Below are 17,552 nucleotides of genomic sequence, written 5' to 3'. Positions count from 1 at the left end.
ACGAGGAAAAATGTTACCTCACACGGCCGTCAATACCAAAACACTAAGGCTTCACGGCTGCGGACTCGCGCTCGTAGCGCGACTTCATCTCCTCGCCTACCTCATCCAGGCTACGTCCCATAGTCTCTGGAACCAAAACCTTGGTGTAGCCGATGGCGATGAGACCAAAGACTCCAAAGACCATAAACGCCACCGGGCCAGTCAGCCACTCCACTAGCGGCAAGAAGTACTGCGCCACGGCCCAGTTGGTGGCCCACAACGATAGTCCCGCAATGCCCATGCCCAGGCCGCGCACCTGCAGCGGCACCAGCTCGGAGATGAGTAGCCAGGTAGTGGGCGACACTGCAGCCTGCTGGAAGGCGATAAACAGCGCCATAAATACCAACGAGACCATGGCCATAGCGGTGGAATCCTGGGCGTGGGAGTAGGCGAAGGAAAGAATGAATAGCGAGACCACGTTGCCGGTCAGGCCGATGAGCAATAGGCGCTTGCGCCCAATGCGGTCTACTACCTTCAGGCCAACCCAGCAGGCGAGCACGGACACCGTGCCGATAACGATGGAGGTGTAGACCGAATTGGCCGTAGAAATCCCCACCTGGTTCATCATGGTCGGCGCGAAGTACACGATGGCGTTGACACCGGTAATCTGCTGCGTCAACCCCATCAGCATGGCCAGCAGCACCGTAATCTGCATCCACCGATTGGCCTTCAGCGCCTTCCATTCGGATCCGCTGGACTTTCGCGCGGTCTCCTGCGAAGTCAGCTCGAAGATATCCATCCCGGCGCGCCCGGCAATTTCTTGGGCGCGGGGCATGCGCCCGTTGGTTGCCAGCCATACCGGCGTCTCTGGCAGAAACACCATTCCGAGCGCCAACGCTAGTCCTGGTACTGCGGCCAAGCCCAGCATCCATTCCCAGCTGCCGGTAGAGGCCAACGCGGAGTTGACCAGGTAGGCCATCAGCTGGCCCACCACAATCGCCAGGGTATTGAGCGAGACCATGCGCCCGCGCACCTTGGCGGGCACTATCTCCGCGATGTACATGGGGGAGACGATGGAGACCGCGCCCACGGCAAAGCCCAAAAAGGTGCGGGCCGTGGCCAGCATTCCCACCGAGCCGGAAAGCGCACACCAGATGGAACCCAGCACGAAAATAATGCCGCCTGCAATCAGCGTGAAGCGGCGCCCATACCTATCGGCGATGCGCCCGGCCGTCAGCGCCCCTACTGCAGCACCCACGAGCAGCATCGAGGTCACCCACCCCTCTTGGTGGGCGCTCATGTCGAATGCGGGGCTAATAAAAAGCAAGGCACCGGACATCACTCCGGTGTCGTATCCAAAAAGCAGCCCGCCTAGGGCCGCTATGCCAGCTACTACCTTGACATAAACTTCCTTATTCACAGCACAATATTGTGTCAGGCGGCTACCATGAACGTCATGTCGAACGATGCCAAAAACCTGCAGCAAAACATCATAAAAGCCCTGGGTGTACGCCCCTTTATCGATCCAGAAGCGGAAGTCCAGCGCCGCGTGGATTTCTTGGCTGACTACCTTCGTACCACCGGCGCTAAAGGCTACGTGCTGGGTATCTCTGGCGGCCAAGATTCCACCTTGGCGGGAAAGCTTGCGCAGCTGGCGGTGGAGCGCGTCGACGGCGCGGAGTTTTGGGCCGTGCGCCTACCCCACGGCGTGCAGGCCGATGAGGACGATGCCCAGATTGCCTTGGATTTCATCCAGCCCGATCACCGCCCCACCGTCAATATCAAACCGGCCACCCTCGCCCTCGATGAGCAAGTGGCGGATGCATTGCAGCTTGCCGACGTCACCGATTTCAACCGCGGCAATACCAAAGCGCGCCTGCGCATGACCGCCCAGTACGCCATCGCCGGCGAGGTCGGCGCCCTCGTCATCGGTACCGACCATGCGGCGGAAAACGTCACCGCTTTCTTCACTAAGTGGGGCGATGGCGCGGCAGACCTCCTCCCCTTGGCCGGGCTCAATAAACGCCAGGGCGCCGCCCTCCTAGAGCACCTCGGTGCCCCGCGCTCTACTTGGGAGAAGGTCCCCACCGCGGACTTGGAAGACGATAAGCCCCAGCTTCCTGACGAAGAGGCCCTCGGCGTCACCTACGCCCACATCGATGACTACCTGGAGGGCAAGACGGTTCCCGACGCCGCTCGCGAACGCATTGAAACCTTATGGCACCGCGGTTCCCATAAGCGCATCATGCCGCAGGGGCCGAACCTTTAGCCCAGCGCCTCCAAGGTTGCGGCCGCCGCGCGCTCCAGCGGCCGGTTATAGCTAGCGCCGTGCGTAAGCGCATGCACCGCCAGCGGGTGCAGCTGGTGCATGGGAATCCACTTCTCTATGTCCTTCGGCACACCATAGCCCCGGAAAATTTCTTCCAGGTACGGTGCCCCGAAAAGCGCCAGCATTCCCAAATCCGTATGCGGATGCCCACCGTGGGCAGCAGGGTCGATCATGATTCCGCCGTCGGAACCAAAGAGCAGGTTTCCCGCCCATAGATCGCCGTGGATGCGTGCCGGCGCCACATCCCAACTGCGCGCGGCGATGGCATCGCAAGCGCGCCTTACCAAGTCCAATTGCGCCGCACTTATCCCCGCCAGTTCCGCGAAGGGCAATACGCGCTGGTTAACGTAGAACTCGCCCCAATTATCCGTCGGGATACAGTCTTGCTCGATGCTGCCGATGAAGTTCTTGCCCTCCCATCCGGCAGGAGGCGCGCCAAACGCTTCGGCTCCCGCACGGTGCATGCGTGCCAGCTCCGCACCAAATGTCCGCGCCGCCTCCGGTGTGGGCATGACCTCGTCCACGCGCTCGGTAACGATTTCTAGCCCGTCGGCGCTCACGACGTTGACCACCGCGTCGGTGGCTTCCCCGAGCCACCGCAGTCCGGCTGCCTCGGCACCTGCTTGATCCGTGTCGCGTACTCGCTTTGAAAAAGTCTGCATGTCACCCAGCCTAATCAGGCAAGGCAATTTTTAAAGCGCCGCGCGCTCGCGCGTGGGCAGCGCCATCATAAAGAGCAACGCAATCCCACCGAGCACGGGAATGAACCCAATCAGGCATAACAGGCCCGTCCGCCCAGAATCATGCAAGCGCCGGCACATCAAGGAAACGACTGGAATCACAAGTACCGCCTCTGCAATAGTCTCAATGTCCACGCCAAAGTGCCGGTCGATAATGCCGATTGACACAGAAAGCAGCACGAGGAAGCCAAAGACCCACCAAAACTCACTCATGGACGCCCGGCCACGAAAGTTGAAGTACTTTACAAAGAACCTGCCTACCGCCTGTACAGGCGACGCCCCATAGAGCGCTTCGCGTGTAAAGAACCCCGTGGAGTCACGATTCATTTTCGCGCGAGCCCCTTTGATGTTGACTGCATATACTCGGCTGCGCACCATGCTACCCACTTCCTATAAAGGAGGAGCAATGTACTCGGACGTCATCATCGTCGGCGGTGGCTTTGCCGGCACCGCAGCCGCCATCACCTTGGCCCGCGCTAACCGAAATATTCAGTTAATCGATTCCGGGGCTCCCCGCAATCGCTTCAGTGACCATGCCCACGGCATCCTTGGCCTCGATGGCGTAGCTCCCACCGAGCTGCTCGAGCGGGGCCACGCGGAGGTTAAAAAATTCGGCGGCACCGTTACCCACGCCACGGTGGAAAGCCTCTCCCGGCCTTCCGAGCAGGCCCTGTGGCAAGTAGGACTCACCGATGGCACGCTTCTAGAATCCCGCCATGTCCTCGTTGCTACTGGCCTCACGGACAAGCTTCCTGATGTCCCAGGTCTTAGTGATTTATGGGGAACGCGCCTCTTTCACTGTCCTTATTGCCACGGCCACGAGGTCAAAAGGAAGAACGTTGCGCTCATTGGCGGCGCGAATCCGCCTTTTACTATCCGCATTAGCAAACTGCTTTCTAAGTGGACGAGTACTCTGACCTTCTACCCCAACGGCCTTGAGCTCACCGATCTTGATCGCACTCAACTCGCCGGATTGGGCGTAAAAGTAGTCGATGCAGAGGTGACACAGGTCCAAACAGATGAAGCGACTCCAACCGGCGTAAAGGTGCACAGCTCTGCTGGAGAAGACACCTATGAAGCATGCTTTACTGGGCCCGATTTTCTGCCCAATGACGCACTGCTGCGGGATGCCGGCTGCGAATCAGCCAACGGGTGGGTCAGCGTAGAGCATGGCCAGACCTCGGTGTCGCGCCTGTGGGCGGCCGGCAATGTGGTCAGCTCACCGGACCAAGTCTCGCAAGCGATGGGCAGCGGCGCGGCCGTGGGCATCGCCATCGATCAGCGCATGCTCGATGAGGATCTGGCGGAGCTCTAGCCCACCGCAACAATAAAAAGGAGAGGAACTAATGTTCCTCTCCTTTTTATTGTGGAGCTAACGGGATTCGAACCCGTGACCCCCACACTGCCAGTGTGGTGCGCTACCAGCTGCGCCATAGCCCCTCAAACGAGGTGCAACCCTGTGGGCTGCAACTCGCTTAAATATACATGGAGGGTATTTAACTCTCCAAATCGCCTGCTACTTAGTGACGATTTCTACCCAGTCACCCAGGTTCTTGCCGGCCTTTTGATCCTTCTCGGATGGAACATCTTTGCCATTTTGAACAATACGCGGCGAGGAGACAGAGCCGGTTTCTTTATCCAGCTTGTCGTAGTTGGTCTTCGCCACCTTATTGCCCTGCTTGATGTCTACGTCCTTCATGGACTCAACAACATCATCTTCCGCGCCAAGCTCCTTGGCTTGGTTAGCAATGTCTTCGATGCCCCACTTATTAGCAACACTTTGCTGGTTTTGCATGAGGAAGTCACGCAAATTCCAATAGGTTTTGATGTCGCCGGACTTTGCCAACTCCGACATAGCGGCTGCTGCCTTTGTGGAGTAGCCTTCCTGGCCTTCAATATCCTTGCCATCCAGGAAGTTGAGGGTGCGCACATGAACGATCAGCTTGCCCTCTTCAATAGCCTTCTTCATGTCTCCGTCGGTAGCCTGAGCCAATTCAGCACAGTGCGGGCAGGAGTAATCTTCGTACAGATCTACCTCAGGGGTATCGTCCGTAGCGCTCTCGCCCCTCAACGTGATAGCACCATCATTGAACTCCATAGTCATATTGACGTCTTCGATGCCATCATCAGATTGCTTGCCATTCCACACGATATAGCCAATAACAACGGCAATGATGACGAGAAGTACACCGACTCCCCAGATAAAACCGTTGCCACCCTTATCGTTCGGGTCAGTTACTTTGCTCATTTGAACCTTGCCTTTGAAAATTTTCGGACCAATACAGCCTACCTTGCCCTCCCATTAGGGGTGAAGAGCAAACTTGGTGAAAGGGCGTTTAATAGTCCAAACAGTGAGGAATAGATACGCGGCATCGCGCAACAGCGTTTTCGCATAGTCCATTCCGCGGTCAGGATTTTGGGTGTCATAGCCAAAGCAGCCGCAGTCAATATCTAACCCGCGGGCCCAGGCTTGCGCAATGCCCACCATAAACAACAGCAATACGATGGTTGCCACGATGGAGGACTTGCGCAAAAACAGCCCGAGAAGCAAGAGCACGCCACCAATAACTTCTAATGGGCCAATGACCGTTGCTAGGTAAAGAGCCCAATCAGGCGTAAAAATGTCATAGCCCTTGATGGCCTGGGTCATGTCTAGAGTTTTGCCGAGCTTATGCACGCCGGCGTCAATCCACACCCAGGCCATGCCAAAGCGGGCGATGAAGCTGATGCTATCTAGCACCAGCTTCCCATTAATCTTGCTACTCACGAGGTTGAGTGTAGCGTTAAACCCCTAATACATGGGAAACAACTGCCTGTGCTTCTGCTTGCACTTGCTTGAGATGTTCCTCACCCAAGAAAGACTCGGCATAGATTTTGTACTTATCTTCCGTGCCGGAAGGACGAGCGGCGAACCAGGCATTTTCCGTCGCTACCTTCAGGCCGCCAATGGCCGCACCGTTGCCGGGCGCCTCCGTCAGCTTGGCCACGATGTCCTCGCCCGCCAGTTCCGTTGCGGTGACCTTGTCCGGAGACAGCTTCTTGAGGATGGCCTTCTGCTCGCGGTTCGCGGGGGCGTCGGTGCGAGCATAGGCTGGGGCACCGAATTTCTCCGCCAGTTCTGCATAACGCTGGGACGGAGTCTTGCCGGTGACGGCGGTGATCTCCGCGGCAAGCAAGTCCATAATGATGCCATCCTTATCGGTGGACCACACGGAGCCATCGAAGCGGAGGAAAGACGCACCGGCGGATTCTTCGCCACCGAAGCCAATGGTGCCTTCGACCAATCCCGGCACAAACCACTTGAAGCCGACGGGAACCTCCACCAATTCGCGTCCCAAGCTTTTCACCACGCGGTCAATCATGGAGGAGGACACCAAAGTCTTGCCCACACCGGCGCTCCCCCACTGCGGGCGGTGACTAAAGAGGTACTCGATAGCCACGGCAAGGTAGTGATTGGGGTTCATCAAGCCCGCATCGGGAGTGACAATGCCATGGCGATCCGCATCGGCATCGTTGCCGGTGGCGAGGTCAAAGTTAGAGCGGGCGTCGATAAGCGAGGCCATAGCATCCGGCGAGGAACAATCCATGCGGATCTTGCCGTCCGTATCCAAGGTCATAAAGCGGAACGTGGAGTCCACCTCAGGGTTGACCACGGTCATATTCAGTCCGTAGTGCTCCACAATGGCCTGCCAATAGTCCACCGAGGCACCACCCATGGGATCGGCGCCGATACGCAAGCCGGAATCCTTGATGGCCTGCATATCCACCACGTTTTCTAGGTCAGCAACATAGTTGTGTACGTAGTCGTGCTTCACGCAGCGCTCGTCCAGCACGCCCGCGACAGACGTCCGCTTCACGCCCTCCAGCCCGGCGCGCAGGTAGTCGTTGGCGCGACCTGCAATCCAATCGGTTGCCTGCGCATCGGCCGGGCCGCCGGTTGGCGGGTTGTACTTGAAGCCACCATCGCGCGGAGGGTTATGAGACGGGGTAATCACAATGCCGTCGGTACCGGGATTGGTCAAAATTGCGTGGGATACCGCCGGGGTCGGGGTATAGCGGCCACGATCATCGACGCGAACCTCCAGCCCATTGGCCAGCAGCACCTCGAGGGCGGAGACCATGGCGGGCTCGGATAGCGCATGGGCATCGCGGCCGATAAAAATTGCCCCGGTAACGCCTTGCTCCGCGCGATAGTCCACAATGGCTTGGGTGATCGCCAGGATATGCGCCTCATTAAAAGCGCAGTCGAGTGCGGAACCGCGATGCCCAGAGGTGCCAAAGGAGACCTGCTGATCCGGGTTCTCCGCGTCCGGGGTGCGGGTGTAGTAGGCGGTAACCAGTTCCGCGATATCGATAAGGTCCGATGGTTGTGCCAGGGTGCCGGCGCGCTCGTGGGCCATGGCGTGCTCCTTGGGGTTGGGGTCCGTATAGTTATAGCTTGCCTTTTCCCCGGTGATTGCGCAGGACGAATATTCCCCCGGCTGGGGGTATGGGCAAATTTACTCCATTTCTATAGTTCGCTAGTTTTACAGAATGGACTCGCTTAATTCCATCCTCTCCGCCATCAGTACCGTGGTCTGGGGACCATTCATCCTCATTCCGCTCCTGTTGGGCACAGGTCTGTGGCTGACCATCCGTTTGGGCGGCCTCCAGTTCCGAACGCTGGGGCGGGCGATGCGCCACGTCTTTGCCACAGACTCTGACGATGAGTCCACCGAAGGAGATATTTCCAATTATCAAGCGCTGACCACCGCCCTTGCCGCCACCGTAGGCGTGGGAAATATCGTGGGCGTGGCCACTGCGCTGTCTATTGGCGGCCCTGGCGCGCTGGTGTGGATCTGGATTACGGGCCTGGTTGGCATGGCTTCCAAATACACCGAGGCATACCTCGGTGTACGCTTTCGCACCACCGACTCCAAGGGCGAGATGTCCGGCGGCCCGCAACAATATCTCAAGCGCGGCATCCCCGGACCGCTCGGCTCCGTGCTAGCTGTCTTCTTTGCTATCTTTGCAATCTGTGCCTCTTTTGGCATTGGCAACCTCGCCCAAGCCAATGCCGTGGCCACCAATATGGAATCGACCTTCGGCATCGCCCCGGCGGCCACCGGTGCGATCCTTTTTGTCTTGGTCGGCTCCGTGCTCCTCGGCGGCATCCAGGCCATCGGCCGCATCACCGCGGCCTTCGTACCTTTAATGATCATCGTTTATGTTCTTGGCGGACTCTATGTGATTTTCTCGCACGCTACCGAGATCCCCGCCGCCTTCGCCATGATCTTCAGCGATGCCTTCACCGGCACGGCTGCCGGCGGCGGCTTCGTGGGCTCGACCATCATGATGGCCATTCAATACGGCGTCGCCCGCGGCATTTTCTCTAATGAGTCCGGCATGGGCTCCGCCGCCATCGCCGCCGCGGCCGCCAAAACCCCACACCCGGCGCGCCAGGGGCTAGTCTCCATGACACAGACCTTCATTGACACCATCATTGTGGTCACCATTACCGGTTTGGTCATCGTGGTCGGTGGCACCTGGGGTATGGGCCGCGAAGAAGCCGGCATTATGACGGCCGAGGCCTTCTCCCGTGTATTGCCTGGCGACTGGGGCGGCACCATCGTTTCGCTCTCCATTATTTTCTTCGCCTTTTCCACCATCATGGCCTGGGCTTATTACGGCGAGCGTTCCCTGGAGTCCCTCTGCGGACGCAAGGCTTCCATCCCCTACCGCATGTTCTTCGCCTGCCTGCTTTTTGTCGGTTCCGTCTCGGAGCTGGAGCTTGCCTGGACCTTCTCCGATCTGGCCAATGGCCTCATCGCCATCCCGAACCTCATTGGCCTGCTCCTGCTCTCCGGCCTCGTGGCCCGCGAAACCAAGGCGTACTTAGCCTTTGACCCCAAGCTCAATAAGCCAGTGGATGAGGTGCGCGTGTTCGTAAAGTCCCAAGGAATGAAGTGGAAGTAACATAGGGCGCATGCCTCAATTCCTCGTCGTGGGTGCTGGCGCCGCGCTCGGTGCGGCTGCCAGATACTTGCTTTCCGTAGCACTCGGCGGCGGCATGATCCCGCTGCTCATCATCAATATCCTTGGCAGCGCGCTCATGGGCTACTTCCGCCCCAGCCCCTTCTGGGGCACGGGCGTGCTGGGCGGTTTCACCAGCTTCGCCACCTTCGCCTTCCTCACTTCCGAGGCACACTGGACCATTGCTCTGGCATATGTCCTAGCCACCATCGTCGGCTGCGTAGGCGGCTACCTGGCAGGTGACAAGCTGCGATGAATCTTCTTTGTGTCCTTTTCGGCGGCTTCATAGGCGGCAGCCTCCGCTATGGTTTTACCCGGCTTTTACCTGCCCCCTACTGCACCTTCGTGGCGAATATTTTGGGTTCCCTCGCCCTCGGCCTGGCTTATGGTTTCGCCCAGCTTGCCGACGTCCCCCTCATCCACCCCTTCCTCGCCCTCGGCCTTGCAGGTGGCCTGTCCACCTGGTCCACGCTGGCCAAGGAACTAGGAGAAATGATCAAACGCAGGCAATGGTGGCGGCTTAGCAAGTATCTCTTCTGGACCATCGGGCTCGGCATCGTATTAGCTTGGCGCGGCACCATCTGGGCGGCCCGCATTTATCACGGGATTTAAAGGGTAAACTCCCAGCTAACTAGCAGTTACTTTTGGCCCGCTCAGGCCTAATATTTTTCGCGTGAGTTTCCTTTTGAATCTGCCTTTGGCGGATCCCATCAATGGCGTGATCTTCTACGCCATCCTCGCGATTGCGGCCATCATCATTCTCCTCCAACGCAAGGTGTGGCCACTGGTCATCGCCGCCTTGCTGTGCATTATTGCTTGGTTCCTACTCCGTCACTGGCAAGTACCGTGGTACATCTTCCTCGCCGCCTTCGTCCCCGTGGCGGCGCTGGTACGCAAACCTAAGATTGTCACGGTCACCGTCGGAATCTTTTCCCTTTTGGCCACGGTCGGCATCGTCAACATGGAATACCAAACCTATCCAGATATTGCGTCCCTTGACCCGCGCCCTGTGGCAAAGGAAATGAGCTACGAAGAGTTTTCCCACACCAAGTCTGGTGCAGCCATCGTCCATGTGGATCTTCCCGGCACCACCTCCCATTTCGCCGCTCGGCAAGCCACGGCGTATATTCCGCCGGCATACTGGACGGACCACACCTTGCCTGTCATCGTGCTCCTGCACGGCAACCCGGGCGGCCCAGATCAGTGGTTCGGTTCGGGCGAGGCGGCCGAAACTGCAGACCAATTCCAGGCGGCTAACGGGGGCCACAGCCCCATCGTCATAGCTGTGGACGCCACCGGCTCTGAAACCGCCAACCCCATTTGCGCCGATAGCTCCCAGGCTAAGGTAATGACCTACCTCAGCCAGGACGTACCACAGGCCATTAAACAAAAATTCAAAGTCAACCCGGATCAGCGCACCTGGACGGTGGGCGGATTAAGCTACGGCGGCACCTGCTCCCTACAGATCGCCACCAACCGCCCCGAAGCCTATGGTTCCATCATCGACATTTCCGGCGAGGCTGAGCCCACCATTGGCAACCACGCGGCGACGGTGAAGAGATTCTTCGCCGGGGACGAATCCGCCTTCAATGACCAAGACCCCGCCCACCTGCTCGCCCACAAGCACTTCTCTACCCAGGCCATCTTCATCGCTGGCGATAAGGACACTGCTTCGGTCAATGCTTTGCGTTCGCTTTCCGATGCCGCCCGCGCTGCCGGCATGAAAACCTACTTTGGCACCCGACCCGGCGGCCACTCCTTTCAGGTGTGGCGCCCAGCCCTGCGCGAATCTTTCGCTTGGGCCGCTAGCCGCGGTGGCATGACCGCGATTAAGGATCCCTTCGACGGAATTGGAGCCAACGATGTCCGTTCTTAAAACCATCCTGACCAGGTTTCCTGTTTCCCTGGCCGTCTTAGTCATCATGTGGGCGCTCCACCTAGTGGACTTCCCCACCTCTCACTGGTTGGCGCTGACTACCGCGCACCCTGGCGGCGCTATCATCTTGTCGGTCCTTATCCTGTTGTGGCTCGTTCCCGCAGAATGGCGCTTGGGCTCCCTGCGCACGTTGGCGGTGGGAATTACCTCTCAGCTCATTACTGTGCCCCTATCCATCGTCCTTGCCCGCGGAATCGAGACCGCAGGGCTGAACCGGTGGGGCAATGATCTCCTTAGCGATACCTTCCTCACCCCAATCGGTTTCATCGCCGGTGCCGCTGGCTTTGCTTCCGCCCTACTACCCCGCCTGTGGCGCCGCCGGCTACGCATCTCGCTTATCGTGCTTACCGCTACCTTTGTGCTCTATTCCGGCACCATGTCCGATGTCCTCGGCATCGTTGCCGCCGCACTTTCCATTACGGCGGGCCAACTTCTCTTTAAGCCCGAACCCGCACCGCCTTCCATCAGGGAGCGCCGAGTGCTCCTCGCCGTTGGCGTCGCCTGCGTGGCCATCGGGCCTGCGTTCGTAGCCCTCGATCCAATGGCAGAAGGCCCGTTCTCCCAAATCACGCAGCTCCTTTGGACCCCACATCTATCCGCTTTGGAGGCCACCCAGTCCTGCGCGGATTCGGTCACTTCTGCCAGTTGCACCGCGGCAGTCGATCTCGCCCGCGCCCAAGGCATCGGCGCCGTGGTAGCCAATATCATGCCGTTCATCATCCAGCTAGTGGTGTGCTTTGGTCTTACCCGCGGCCGCGTGCTCGCGTGGTGGATGGCGGTCATTACCCAGGTACTTGCCATCACCCTGTTGACCTACCAGCTTTGGGATGACGCCCGCCTGAGTTATCTCCTGCCCAACCTCGTGCTCGTCCTCTTGCCTTGGCTACTGACACTGTTCATGCTGCTAATTAACCGCTCACTGTTTCACACCCACGAAAACCGCGCATTCTTCACTCGGACGGTCACCCTCGCCATACTTGCCGCCGCCATCGGCGCGGGCCTGTGGATCCTCACCGCCTCGTTGCACAACACCGTACCCCCGGCGAACCTCGCGGCGATCCTTGCAGAAACCCCACTGCGCTTCGTACCGGCCGTCGTCGCGCTCATCCTCCCCCACCACGTCGCACCAGCAACCATGATTTCTTGGTTCATCTACGAGTGGGTAGGAAATGCTTTCTGGCTCCTCGTAGCTATACGGCTCTACCTCGGATTTTCCCGTCCTGTTGACCCAGCCCAAGAGTCCGATCGCGACACCGCGCGCCGCTTACTCGAAGCCGGTACCGGCGATCACCTATCTTTTATGACCCTGTGGAAATCCAACCGGTATTTCTTCCACGGTGATTCCTACGTGGCGTACCGGGTTTCCAATGGCATTGCCCTCACGCTGGGCGCCCCCGTCGGCCTCGATATCAGCTCCGAATTTGAACAATTCGCCGCCGAGCAAGGCTGGGCCGTCGCGTGGTATTCCGTCAATGCACAATTCGCTGACGCGCACCCGGAGCTAAAACGCCTCCAGGTCGCAGAAGAAGCCGTACTCAACTGCGAATCCGTAGAGTTCAAGGGGAAGAAATTCCAAAACGTGCGCACCGCACGAAACAAAGCAGAAAAGGAAGGCATCACGACACGGTGGACCACCTGGAAGGAGCTGGATATCGCCTCCATCGCCCGCATCACCGCGCTGAGCGAGGACTGGGTCTCTGACAAAGCCCTCCCTGAAATGGGCTTTACCCTCGGCGGTCTTGAGGAAATGATGGTGGACGGCACTCGGCTCCTGCTGGCTGAGTCCGCCGACGGCACTCTACACGGTGTCACCAGCTGGATGCCGGTATACGAAAATGGTGCCATTGTCGGCTACGTTCTCGACGTCATGCGCCGCAATGAGCACGGCTTCAAAGGCGTCATCGAGCTCCTCATCTCAGAAGCGATGCTCATCGCTCATGACGAAGACCTCGGCTGGATCTCCCTTTCCGGCGCCCCACTTGCCGGACAACCAGACGAGCCTAGCTGGCTCGACATCGCCCTCAACCGCATCGGTGAGGAAGTCGAACCGCTCTATGGATTCCGCACCCTAGCGGCCAGCAAGCGCAAATTCCAACCCGAGGAGCACCCGTGGTACCTCTGTTACCACGATGAACTGAAACTTCCTTCCATCGCATTGGCCACCATGCATGCCTACCTGCCGGATATGAAAACCAAGGATGCGGTATCGGCGGTCAGGGCTTGGATGGCCGCGTAAATACAATAAGGTCTCCCTTCTTTGTACCAAGAAGGGAGACCTTAGGCTTATTAGGCTAGTCCGCGATTGCCTCCAATGGCGGCGTCTTTGCCGCACGGTTCGACGGCCAGACGGCCGCGATAATGCCGACGATGGCCGAGCCTACGAGCATAATGAGCACCATCGCCCACGGAATCTGCGCGGAATCCAATCCCTCATCACCGAGGATCTCGATGAAGGACCAGCCCAAGCCGAGGCCGATAAGGATGCCCATCACCGCGCCGAAGAGCGCAATCTGCACCGATTCAAGAGTGATCATCGTGCGGATCTGGCGGCGATGCGTACCCACGGCACGCAACATGCCAATCTCCTGGCGTCGCTCAATAACACCCAGGGTCAAGGTATTGACAATTCCCAGCACGGCGATAATCACTGCTAGGGCAAGCAGGCCATACAGAATGGAAAGCATCTGGTCGATAAAGCCAGCCGCCTGGCCCGCATACTCCTCGCCAGAATTAACCTGAACCACGACCAAATCCTTGACCGAGTCCTCTAGGTTGTGGCGCAGCTCTTCCTTGTCATAGCCTTCCTTGCCCAAGACGCCCACCATTTGGACGGTAAAGGACTTCTTCGGTGCGACCTTTTCCGCCACATCCTGCGAAAGCACCATATTCTGGACCACATCGGTGGGCTTAAAGGTACCGACCAACTTGGCCTCGGCCTTCTTGTCCTTTTCCGCAGAAGTAACCTTGTAGGTCTCTCCTACCTTCCAGCCGTGTTCCTTGGCAAAGTCTTCGGTAGCAATGAATCCCTTATCCAAGTTGGCATCGCCCTCTACCATGTCGAGCGCAATCATCGACGATGGATCACCATCCGCGGTCATCGTCTGTTGGAATTGCGGACCATAATCCATCGATGCTTGACCATCCACGGTTACTGGAGCCATACCGATGGTGATGGCCTTATCTACACCCTCGGCCTCAGCCGCACGCTTACCAGTGTCCTTCGGTGTTGGGAATTCACCGGAGCTAGGGCCAGAAAGGAGGTAATCGGAGGTGATGTTCTGCTCCACAGTATCGGCCACAGAAGACTTCATAGTTGCGCCAAGCATGCCAATGGCGGTCACTAGGGCCACGCCCAAGGTCAGCGCAAAGGCGGTGGCTGCCGTACGGCGCGGATTGCGACGCGAGTTGGTCGCCGCCAGTGAACCAATAGCGCCAAACGGTGCCCCGATTGCCTTGCCCACCGTCGGCACCAAAGGCAGCGACAAAGCAGGGCCGGCCAGGAAGAATCCCACGATGACGCCGAATGCGCCGAAGCCGACGAGGATGGCGCGGACGTTCGTCTCGGCGTCGGAAAGCACGCCTGCCAACGCCGCAACAATGCCCACCAGCAAGATAATGGCACCGAAAATCGTGCGTACCTTCAGGGAGTTTCCGGAAGCAGATTCGGTAGTGCGCATTGCCTCCACCGGCTGCACCCGGCCCGCGCGCCGTGCCGGAGCCCACGCGGATACAACCGTCACGATAGTGCCCAAAATGATTGGAACTACGATTGCCGAAACGCTCAGGCCCAAGCCGCCATCGAGAGGCATTCCCTGCGCGCTCATTACTGCCTTAATGATTGCGACCAAACCCATACCGGCAACCACGCCGACAATGGACCCCAGAACACCAACAATGGCAGACTCCACCACCACCGAGTTTGTGATCTGGCGACGGGAAGCACCCAGCGCACGCAAGAGAGCGAACTCCTTGGTGCGCTGCGCGACAATCATCGAGAAAGTATTAGCAATGATGAAGGTGCCCACCAACAGCGCAATCAGGCCAAACGCGATGAGGAAGTAATTGATGAACTTCAAGGCAGAGGACATCATCTCCGAGGTCTCCTCAGCCAGGCGCTCACCCGACTCCGCCTTGACTTCATACTTCTCGTTCAGGTGATCCACCAAGGCATTCGCATCCACGCCATCGGCTGCCGAGACCTTGAGCTGGCTCGGATCACCGTAGCGCTCCAGGTAATCCTTTTCAGCCATGCTCAGTACGATGCTCTCGCCCTGGTCGACGGCGGGCTCCGAGATACCAGAAACGGTAACCATATCCTGCTCATCGGGGTGAACCACAATGAGCTTTTGTCCCACGGAGATTCCATATTTATCCGCCGCGGAGGAATTGACAAGGACTTCGTCCTTACCGCTCGGCTCCTCGCCCTCCTTCAGCTTATCGGCACCGCCAACGACCTTATCCTCTGGATAAAACGGGACAACGCTGGCCGTACCGCCCTGAGTCTGATAGGCCTCCGAGTTCTCATTGGCTGCGACGACAGTCTCAGAATCCGCGATGTTGATGTTCTTGACATCTTTATCGTCGGCCAACTTCTGGCGAAGCTTTTCATCCAGCTTCCCGCCGTTATCGTCCTTTTGGCTCACCACCGCATCCACGCCATGGAATTGATTATCCACGGCGGAGTCAAACGTAGACTTCAGCGAATTGGTGAACATAAACGAACCGGCAATAAACGCCGTGCCCAAAACCACCGCGAGAATTGTCAGCCCAAGGCGCAACTTATGCGCCACGATATTGCGCAGGGACACCCTGCGCATTGCATTTCCGCGTGCCATTTAGCCCTCAATCTCCGCCATTACCTGGTGAATGGCTTCCATCGTCGGATTGTGCAACTCGTTCACAAGCTTGCCGTCAGCAAGGAATACCACCCGGTCCGCGTACGACGCCGCCTTGGCATCGTGCGTCACGATGACCACGGTTTGGTTGTCCTTATCCACCGCAGTGCGCAAAATATCGAGCACCTCGGCCGAAGAATTGGAGTCCAAATTGCCGGTAGGCTCATCGCCGAAAATGATCTCTGGACGGGAAACCAATGCGCGTGCGCAGGCGACGCGCTGCTGCTGACCACCGGACAGCTCAGCTGGGCGGTGCTCCAAGCGCTCTGCCAATCCTAAGCGGCGAGTTACCTCTTCGAACCACTGCTTATCGACGTTCTTTCCTGCAATGTCGGTCGGCAACGTAATGTTTTCCGCGGCTGTCAGCGTAGGAACAAGGTTAAAGGACTGGAAAATAAAGCCCAGCCGATCACGGCGCAGCGCCGTAATGTCCTTGTCGTTGAGCGCCGACATATCGGTATCGCCGATAAACGCCGAGCCGGAAGTCTCGGAATCCAAACCAGCCATCGTGTGCATTAGCGTCGACTTACCGGAGCCCGATGGGCCCATGATCGCAGTGAATTCGTTCTTGCCGAATTCAATGGATACATGATCTAGGGCCACAACGGCTGTGTCATCGCTTCCGTATTGCTTGAACAAGTCAACGGCGCGAGCCGCAGCATCAGTCATAAGACAAATTCTCCTTGTAAATGGGAAATTACCTCTTATAGTTTAACTACCCTGAACGACGGCAAACATCATCCCAGAGGAGGAAAACTGCACATTAAAGCGAGGCACGATCGTTCACACAACCGTGCTCCGGATGCTATCAACCTATTGTGTTGCTGCCTTTCTCTTTGTTTTTTGTTGTTGTAGTGCGAGGTATTGTGCCCAGGTGTAGTTCCAGAGGGTTTGGGTAGTCGCTAGTGGTCCGGTGGCTTGGTCTAATTGGTATGTTCCGTCGTTATGGAGCCAGGCGATGGTACCGGTGATGGGGTCGAGGATGTAGTGGACTCGACGGTCGGTTTTGATGTTGTGGTGAGGGCCCGACCCCCGGAAAGTGGACACATCGGGGGCTAGCTATGCTGCTGTGGTCAGTATAGCCGAAGTCTCGGCTTCAAAGACATCAGGAGCTACGAGATTGCACCAGGAGTGCCGCCTGCGCGTGTTGTAGCGCATGCACCACCGGAAGACCTCTTGACGACAGCTAATTGGGTTGTCAAAGACTTTCCGATCACGCAGCACTTCCCGCTTTAAGGTGGCGTTAAAGGATTCTGCCAGGGCATTATCGGCACTCGTTCCAACCGCGCCCATGGACTGGCGCACACCTCACGACGAGCAGTAGTTCCTAAAGGCTTGTGAGGTGTACACGCTGCCGTGATCGGAATGGAAAATAGTCCCGTCAAGACTGCCGCGCACGCCGTGTGCGTGGGCTAGAGCATCGATAACTAGTGAGACCCGCATGTGGTCTGCGAGTGCATAACCTGCAAGTTTACGTGAATACGTGTCAATGACTGTGGCAAGGTGAGGTTACCCTCGTTTAGTGGACACCCTATTTGTGCGGATCTTGTGTCCGTAGGAGAGGATGTTCATTGTGAGTCAACAGCGCAAGAAGTACACGCCGGAGTACCGGCGTGAAGCCGCGAACTTGGTAATCGAGTCAGAGCGCCCGATCGCTCATG

General features: G+C 58.1%; 15 protein-coding genes, 1 tRNA gene and 1 pseudogene. 7 read left to right on the top strand and 10 right to left on the bottom strand.

Translation table 11 applies throughout. The features are described from left to right. Window positions 1-43: 43 nt before the first annotated feature. Window positions 44-1,399: a sugar porter family MFS transporter gene (locus MHK00_RS09135; RefSeq protein ID WP_250411461.1), complete on the bottom strand. Its 1,356-nt coding sequence runs from the start codon at window positions 1,397-1,399 to the stop codon at window positions 44-46. Between the two features lie 27 nt (window positions 1,400-1,426). Between MHK00_RS09135 and nadE the strand changes: the two genes are divergently transcribed. After that, entirely contained in the window at window positions 1,427-2,248 is an 822-nt protein-coding gene (gene nadE, locus MHK00_RS09130; RefSeq protein WP_250411459.1) for an NAD(+) synthase, read from the top strand. Here nadE and MHK00_RS09125 read toward each other — a convergent pair. Then, a complete protein-coding gene (locus tag MHK00_RS09125; protein WP_250411457.1) occupies window positions 2,245-2,970 on the bottom strand; it encodes a fructosamine kinase family protein in 726 nt (241 codons plus the stop codon). The genes nadE and MHK00_RS09125 overlap by 4 nt on opposite strands. Window positions 2,971-3,000: 30 nt before the next feature. Then, window positions 3,001-3,375, bottom strand: coding sequence for a DUF805 domain-containing protein (locus tag MHK00_RS09120; RefSeq protein WP_250411455.1), 375 nt, complete (start codon window positions 3,373-3,375; stop codon window positions 3,001-3,003). Window positions 3,376-3,454: 79 nt separating this feature from the next. Here MHK00_RS09120 and MHK00_RS09115 point away from each other — a divergent pair, with 79 nt between their 5' ends. Further along, complete coding sequence (locus MHK00_RS09115; protein WP_250411453.1) at window positions 3,455-4,363, top strand: NAD(P)/FAD-dependent oxidoreductase; 909 nt, start codon at window positions 3,455-3,457, stop codon at window positions 4,361-4,363. A gap of 52 nt (window positions 4,364-4,415) precedes the next feature. On the opposite strand, the gene MHK00_RS09110 is transcribed toward MHK00_RS09115, so the two are convergent. The 4 genes from MHK00_RS09110 to pgm all read right to left on the bottom strand — a co-directional run bounded on the left by MHK00_RS09110 (window position 4,416) and on the right by pgm (window position 7,448). Then, window positions 4,416-4,488, bottom strand: a tRNA-Ala gene (locus MHK00_RS09110). Between the two features lie 76 nt (window positions 4,489-4,564). Further along, window positions 4,565-5,296 (bottom strand): DsbA family protein, encoded by a 732-nt coding sequence (locus MHK00_RS09105; protein ID WP_250411451.1) that lies wholly within the window; start codon window positions 5,294-5,296, stop codon window positions 4,565-4,567. Window positions 5,297-5,350: 54 nt separating this feature from the next. After that, the gene (locus MHK00_RS09100; RefSeq protein ID WP_250411449.1) at window positions 5,351-5,815 is read right to left on the bottom strand and encodes a MauE/DoxX family redox-associated membrane protein; all 465 of its coding nucleotides are present in this window, start codon (window positions 5,813-5,815) and stop codon (window positions 5,351-5,353) included. Window positions 5,816-5,831: 16 nt separating this feature from the next. Further along, on the bottom strand, window positions 5,832-7,448 hold the full coding sequence (gene pgm / locus MHK00_RS09095; protein WP_250411447.1) for a phosphoglucomutase (alpha-D-glucose-1,6-bisphosphate-dependent): 1,617 nt from the start codon (window positions 7,446-7,448) through the stop codon (window positions 5,832-5,834). Between the two features lie 133 nt (window positions 7,449-7,581). On the opposite strand from pgm, the gene MHK00_RS09090 reads away from it, so the two are divergent. The 5 genes from MHK00_RS09090 to MHK00_RS09070 all read left to right on the top strand — a co-directional run bounded on the left by MHK00_RS09090 (window position 7,582) and on the right by MHK00_RS09070 (window position 13,232). Then, window positions 7,582-9,003 carry an alanine/glycine:cation symporter family protein gene (locus MHK00_RS09090; protein ID WP_250411445.1) on the top strand — a complete coding sequence of 474 codons (1,422 nt, stop codon included), beginning with the start codon at window positions 7,582-7,584 and terminating at the stop codon, window positions 9,001-9,003. Between the two features lie 10 nt (window positions 9,004-9,013). Continuing rightward, a complete protein-coding gene (locus tag MHK00_RS09085; RefSeq protein WP_049360965.1) occupies window positions 9,014-9,316 on the top strand; it encodes a fluoride efflux transporter family protein in 303 nt (100 codons plus the stop codon). Then, a complete protein-coding gene (locus tag MHK00_RS09080) occupies window positions 9,313-9,672 on the top strand; it encodes a fluoride efflux transporter FluC (RefSeq protein WP_150850471.1) in 360 nt (119 codons plus the stop codon). Before MHK00_RS09085 ends, MHK00_RS09080 begins: the two co-directional genes overlap by 4 nt. Before the next feature lie 61 nt (window positions 9,673-9,733). Next, window positions 9,734-10,936 carry an alpha/beta hydrolase gene (locus tag MHK00_RS09075; protein WP_250411443.1) on the top strand — a complete coding sequence of 401 codons (1,203 nt, stop codon included), beginning with the start codon at window positions 9,734-9,736 and terminating at the stop codon, window positions 10,934-10,936. Next, window positions 10,923-13,232, top strand: a complete 2,310-nt coding sequence (locus tag MHK00_RS09070; protein WP_250411441.1) for a bifunctional lysylphosphatidylglycerol flippase/synthetase MprF — start codon at window positions 10,923-10,925, stop codon at window positions 13,230-13,232. Before MHK00_RS09075 ends, MHK00_RS09070 begins: the two co-directional genes overlap by 14 nt. 55 nt (window positions 13,233-13,287) lie before the next feature. Here the strand turns inward: MHK00_RS09070 and MHK00_RS09065 are convergent, their stop codons facing one another. The 3 genes and pseudogenes from MHK00_RS09065 to MHK00_RS09055 all read right to left on the bottom strand — a co-directional run. Then, the gene (locus MHK00_RS09065) at window positions 13,288-15,831 is read right to left on the bottom strand and encodes an ABC transporter permease (protein WP_250411439.1); all 2,544 of its coding nucleotides are present in this window, start codon (window positions 15,829-15,831) and stop codon (window positions 13,288-13,290) included. Then, window positions 15,832-16,560 (bottom strand): ABC transporter ATP-binding protein, encoded by a 729-nt coding sequence (locus tag MHK00_RS09060; RefSeq protein WP_200435262.1) that lies wholly within the window; start codon window positions 16,558-16,560, stop codon window positions 15,832-15,834. 390 nt (window positions 16,561-16,950) lie between these two features. Then, window positions 16,951-17,397 (bottom strand): annotated as a pseudogene (locus MHK00_RS09055) (transposase); the annotation flags it as partial. Window positions 17,398-17,552 lie beyond the last annotated feature (155 nt).

The sequence above is a fragment of the Corynebacterium tuberculostearicum genome, from assembly GCF_022347385.1.
Taxonomy (GTDB): domain Bacteria; phylum Actinomycetota; class Actinomycetes; order Mycobacteriales; family Mycobacteriaceae; genus Corynebacterium; species Corynebacterium tuberculostearicum_M.
Note: the sequence above shows the minus strand (reverse complement) of the source record. Positions and strands in the feature narration are given on the sequence as shown.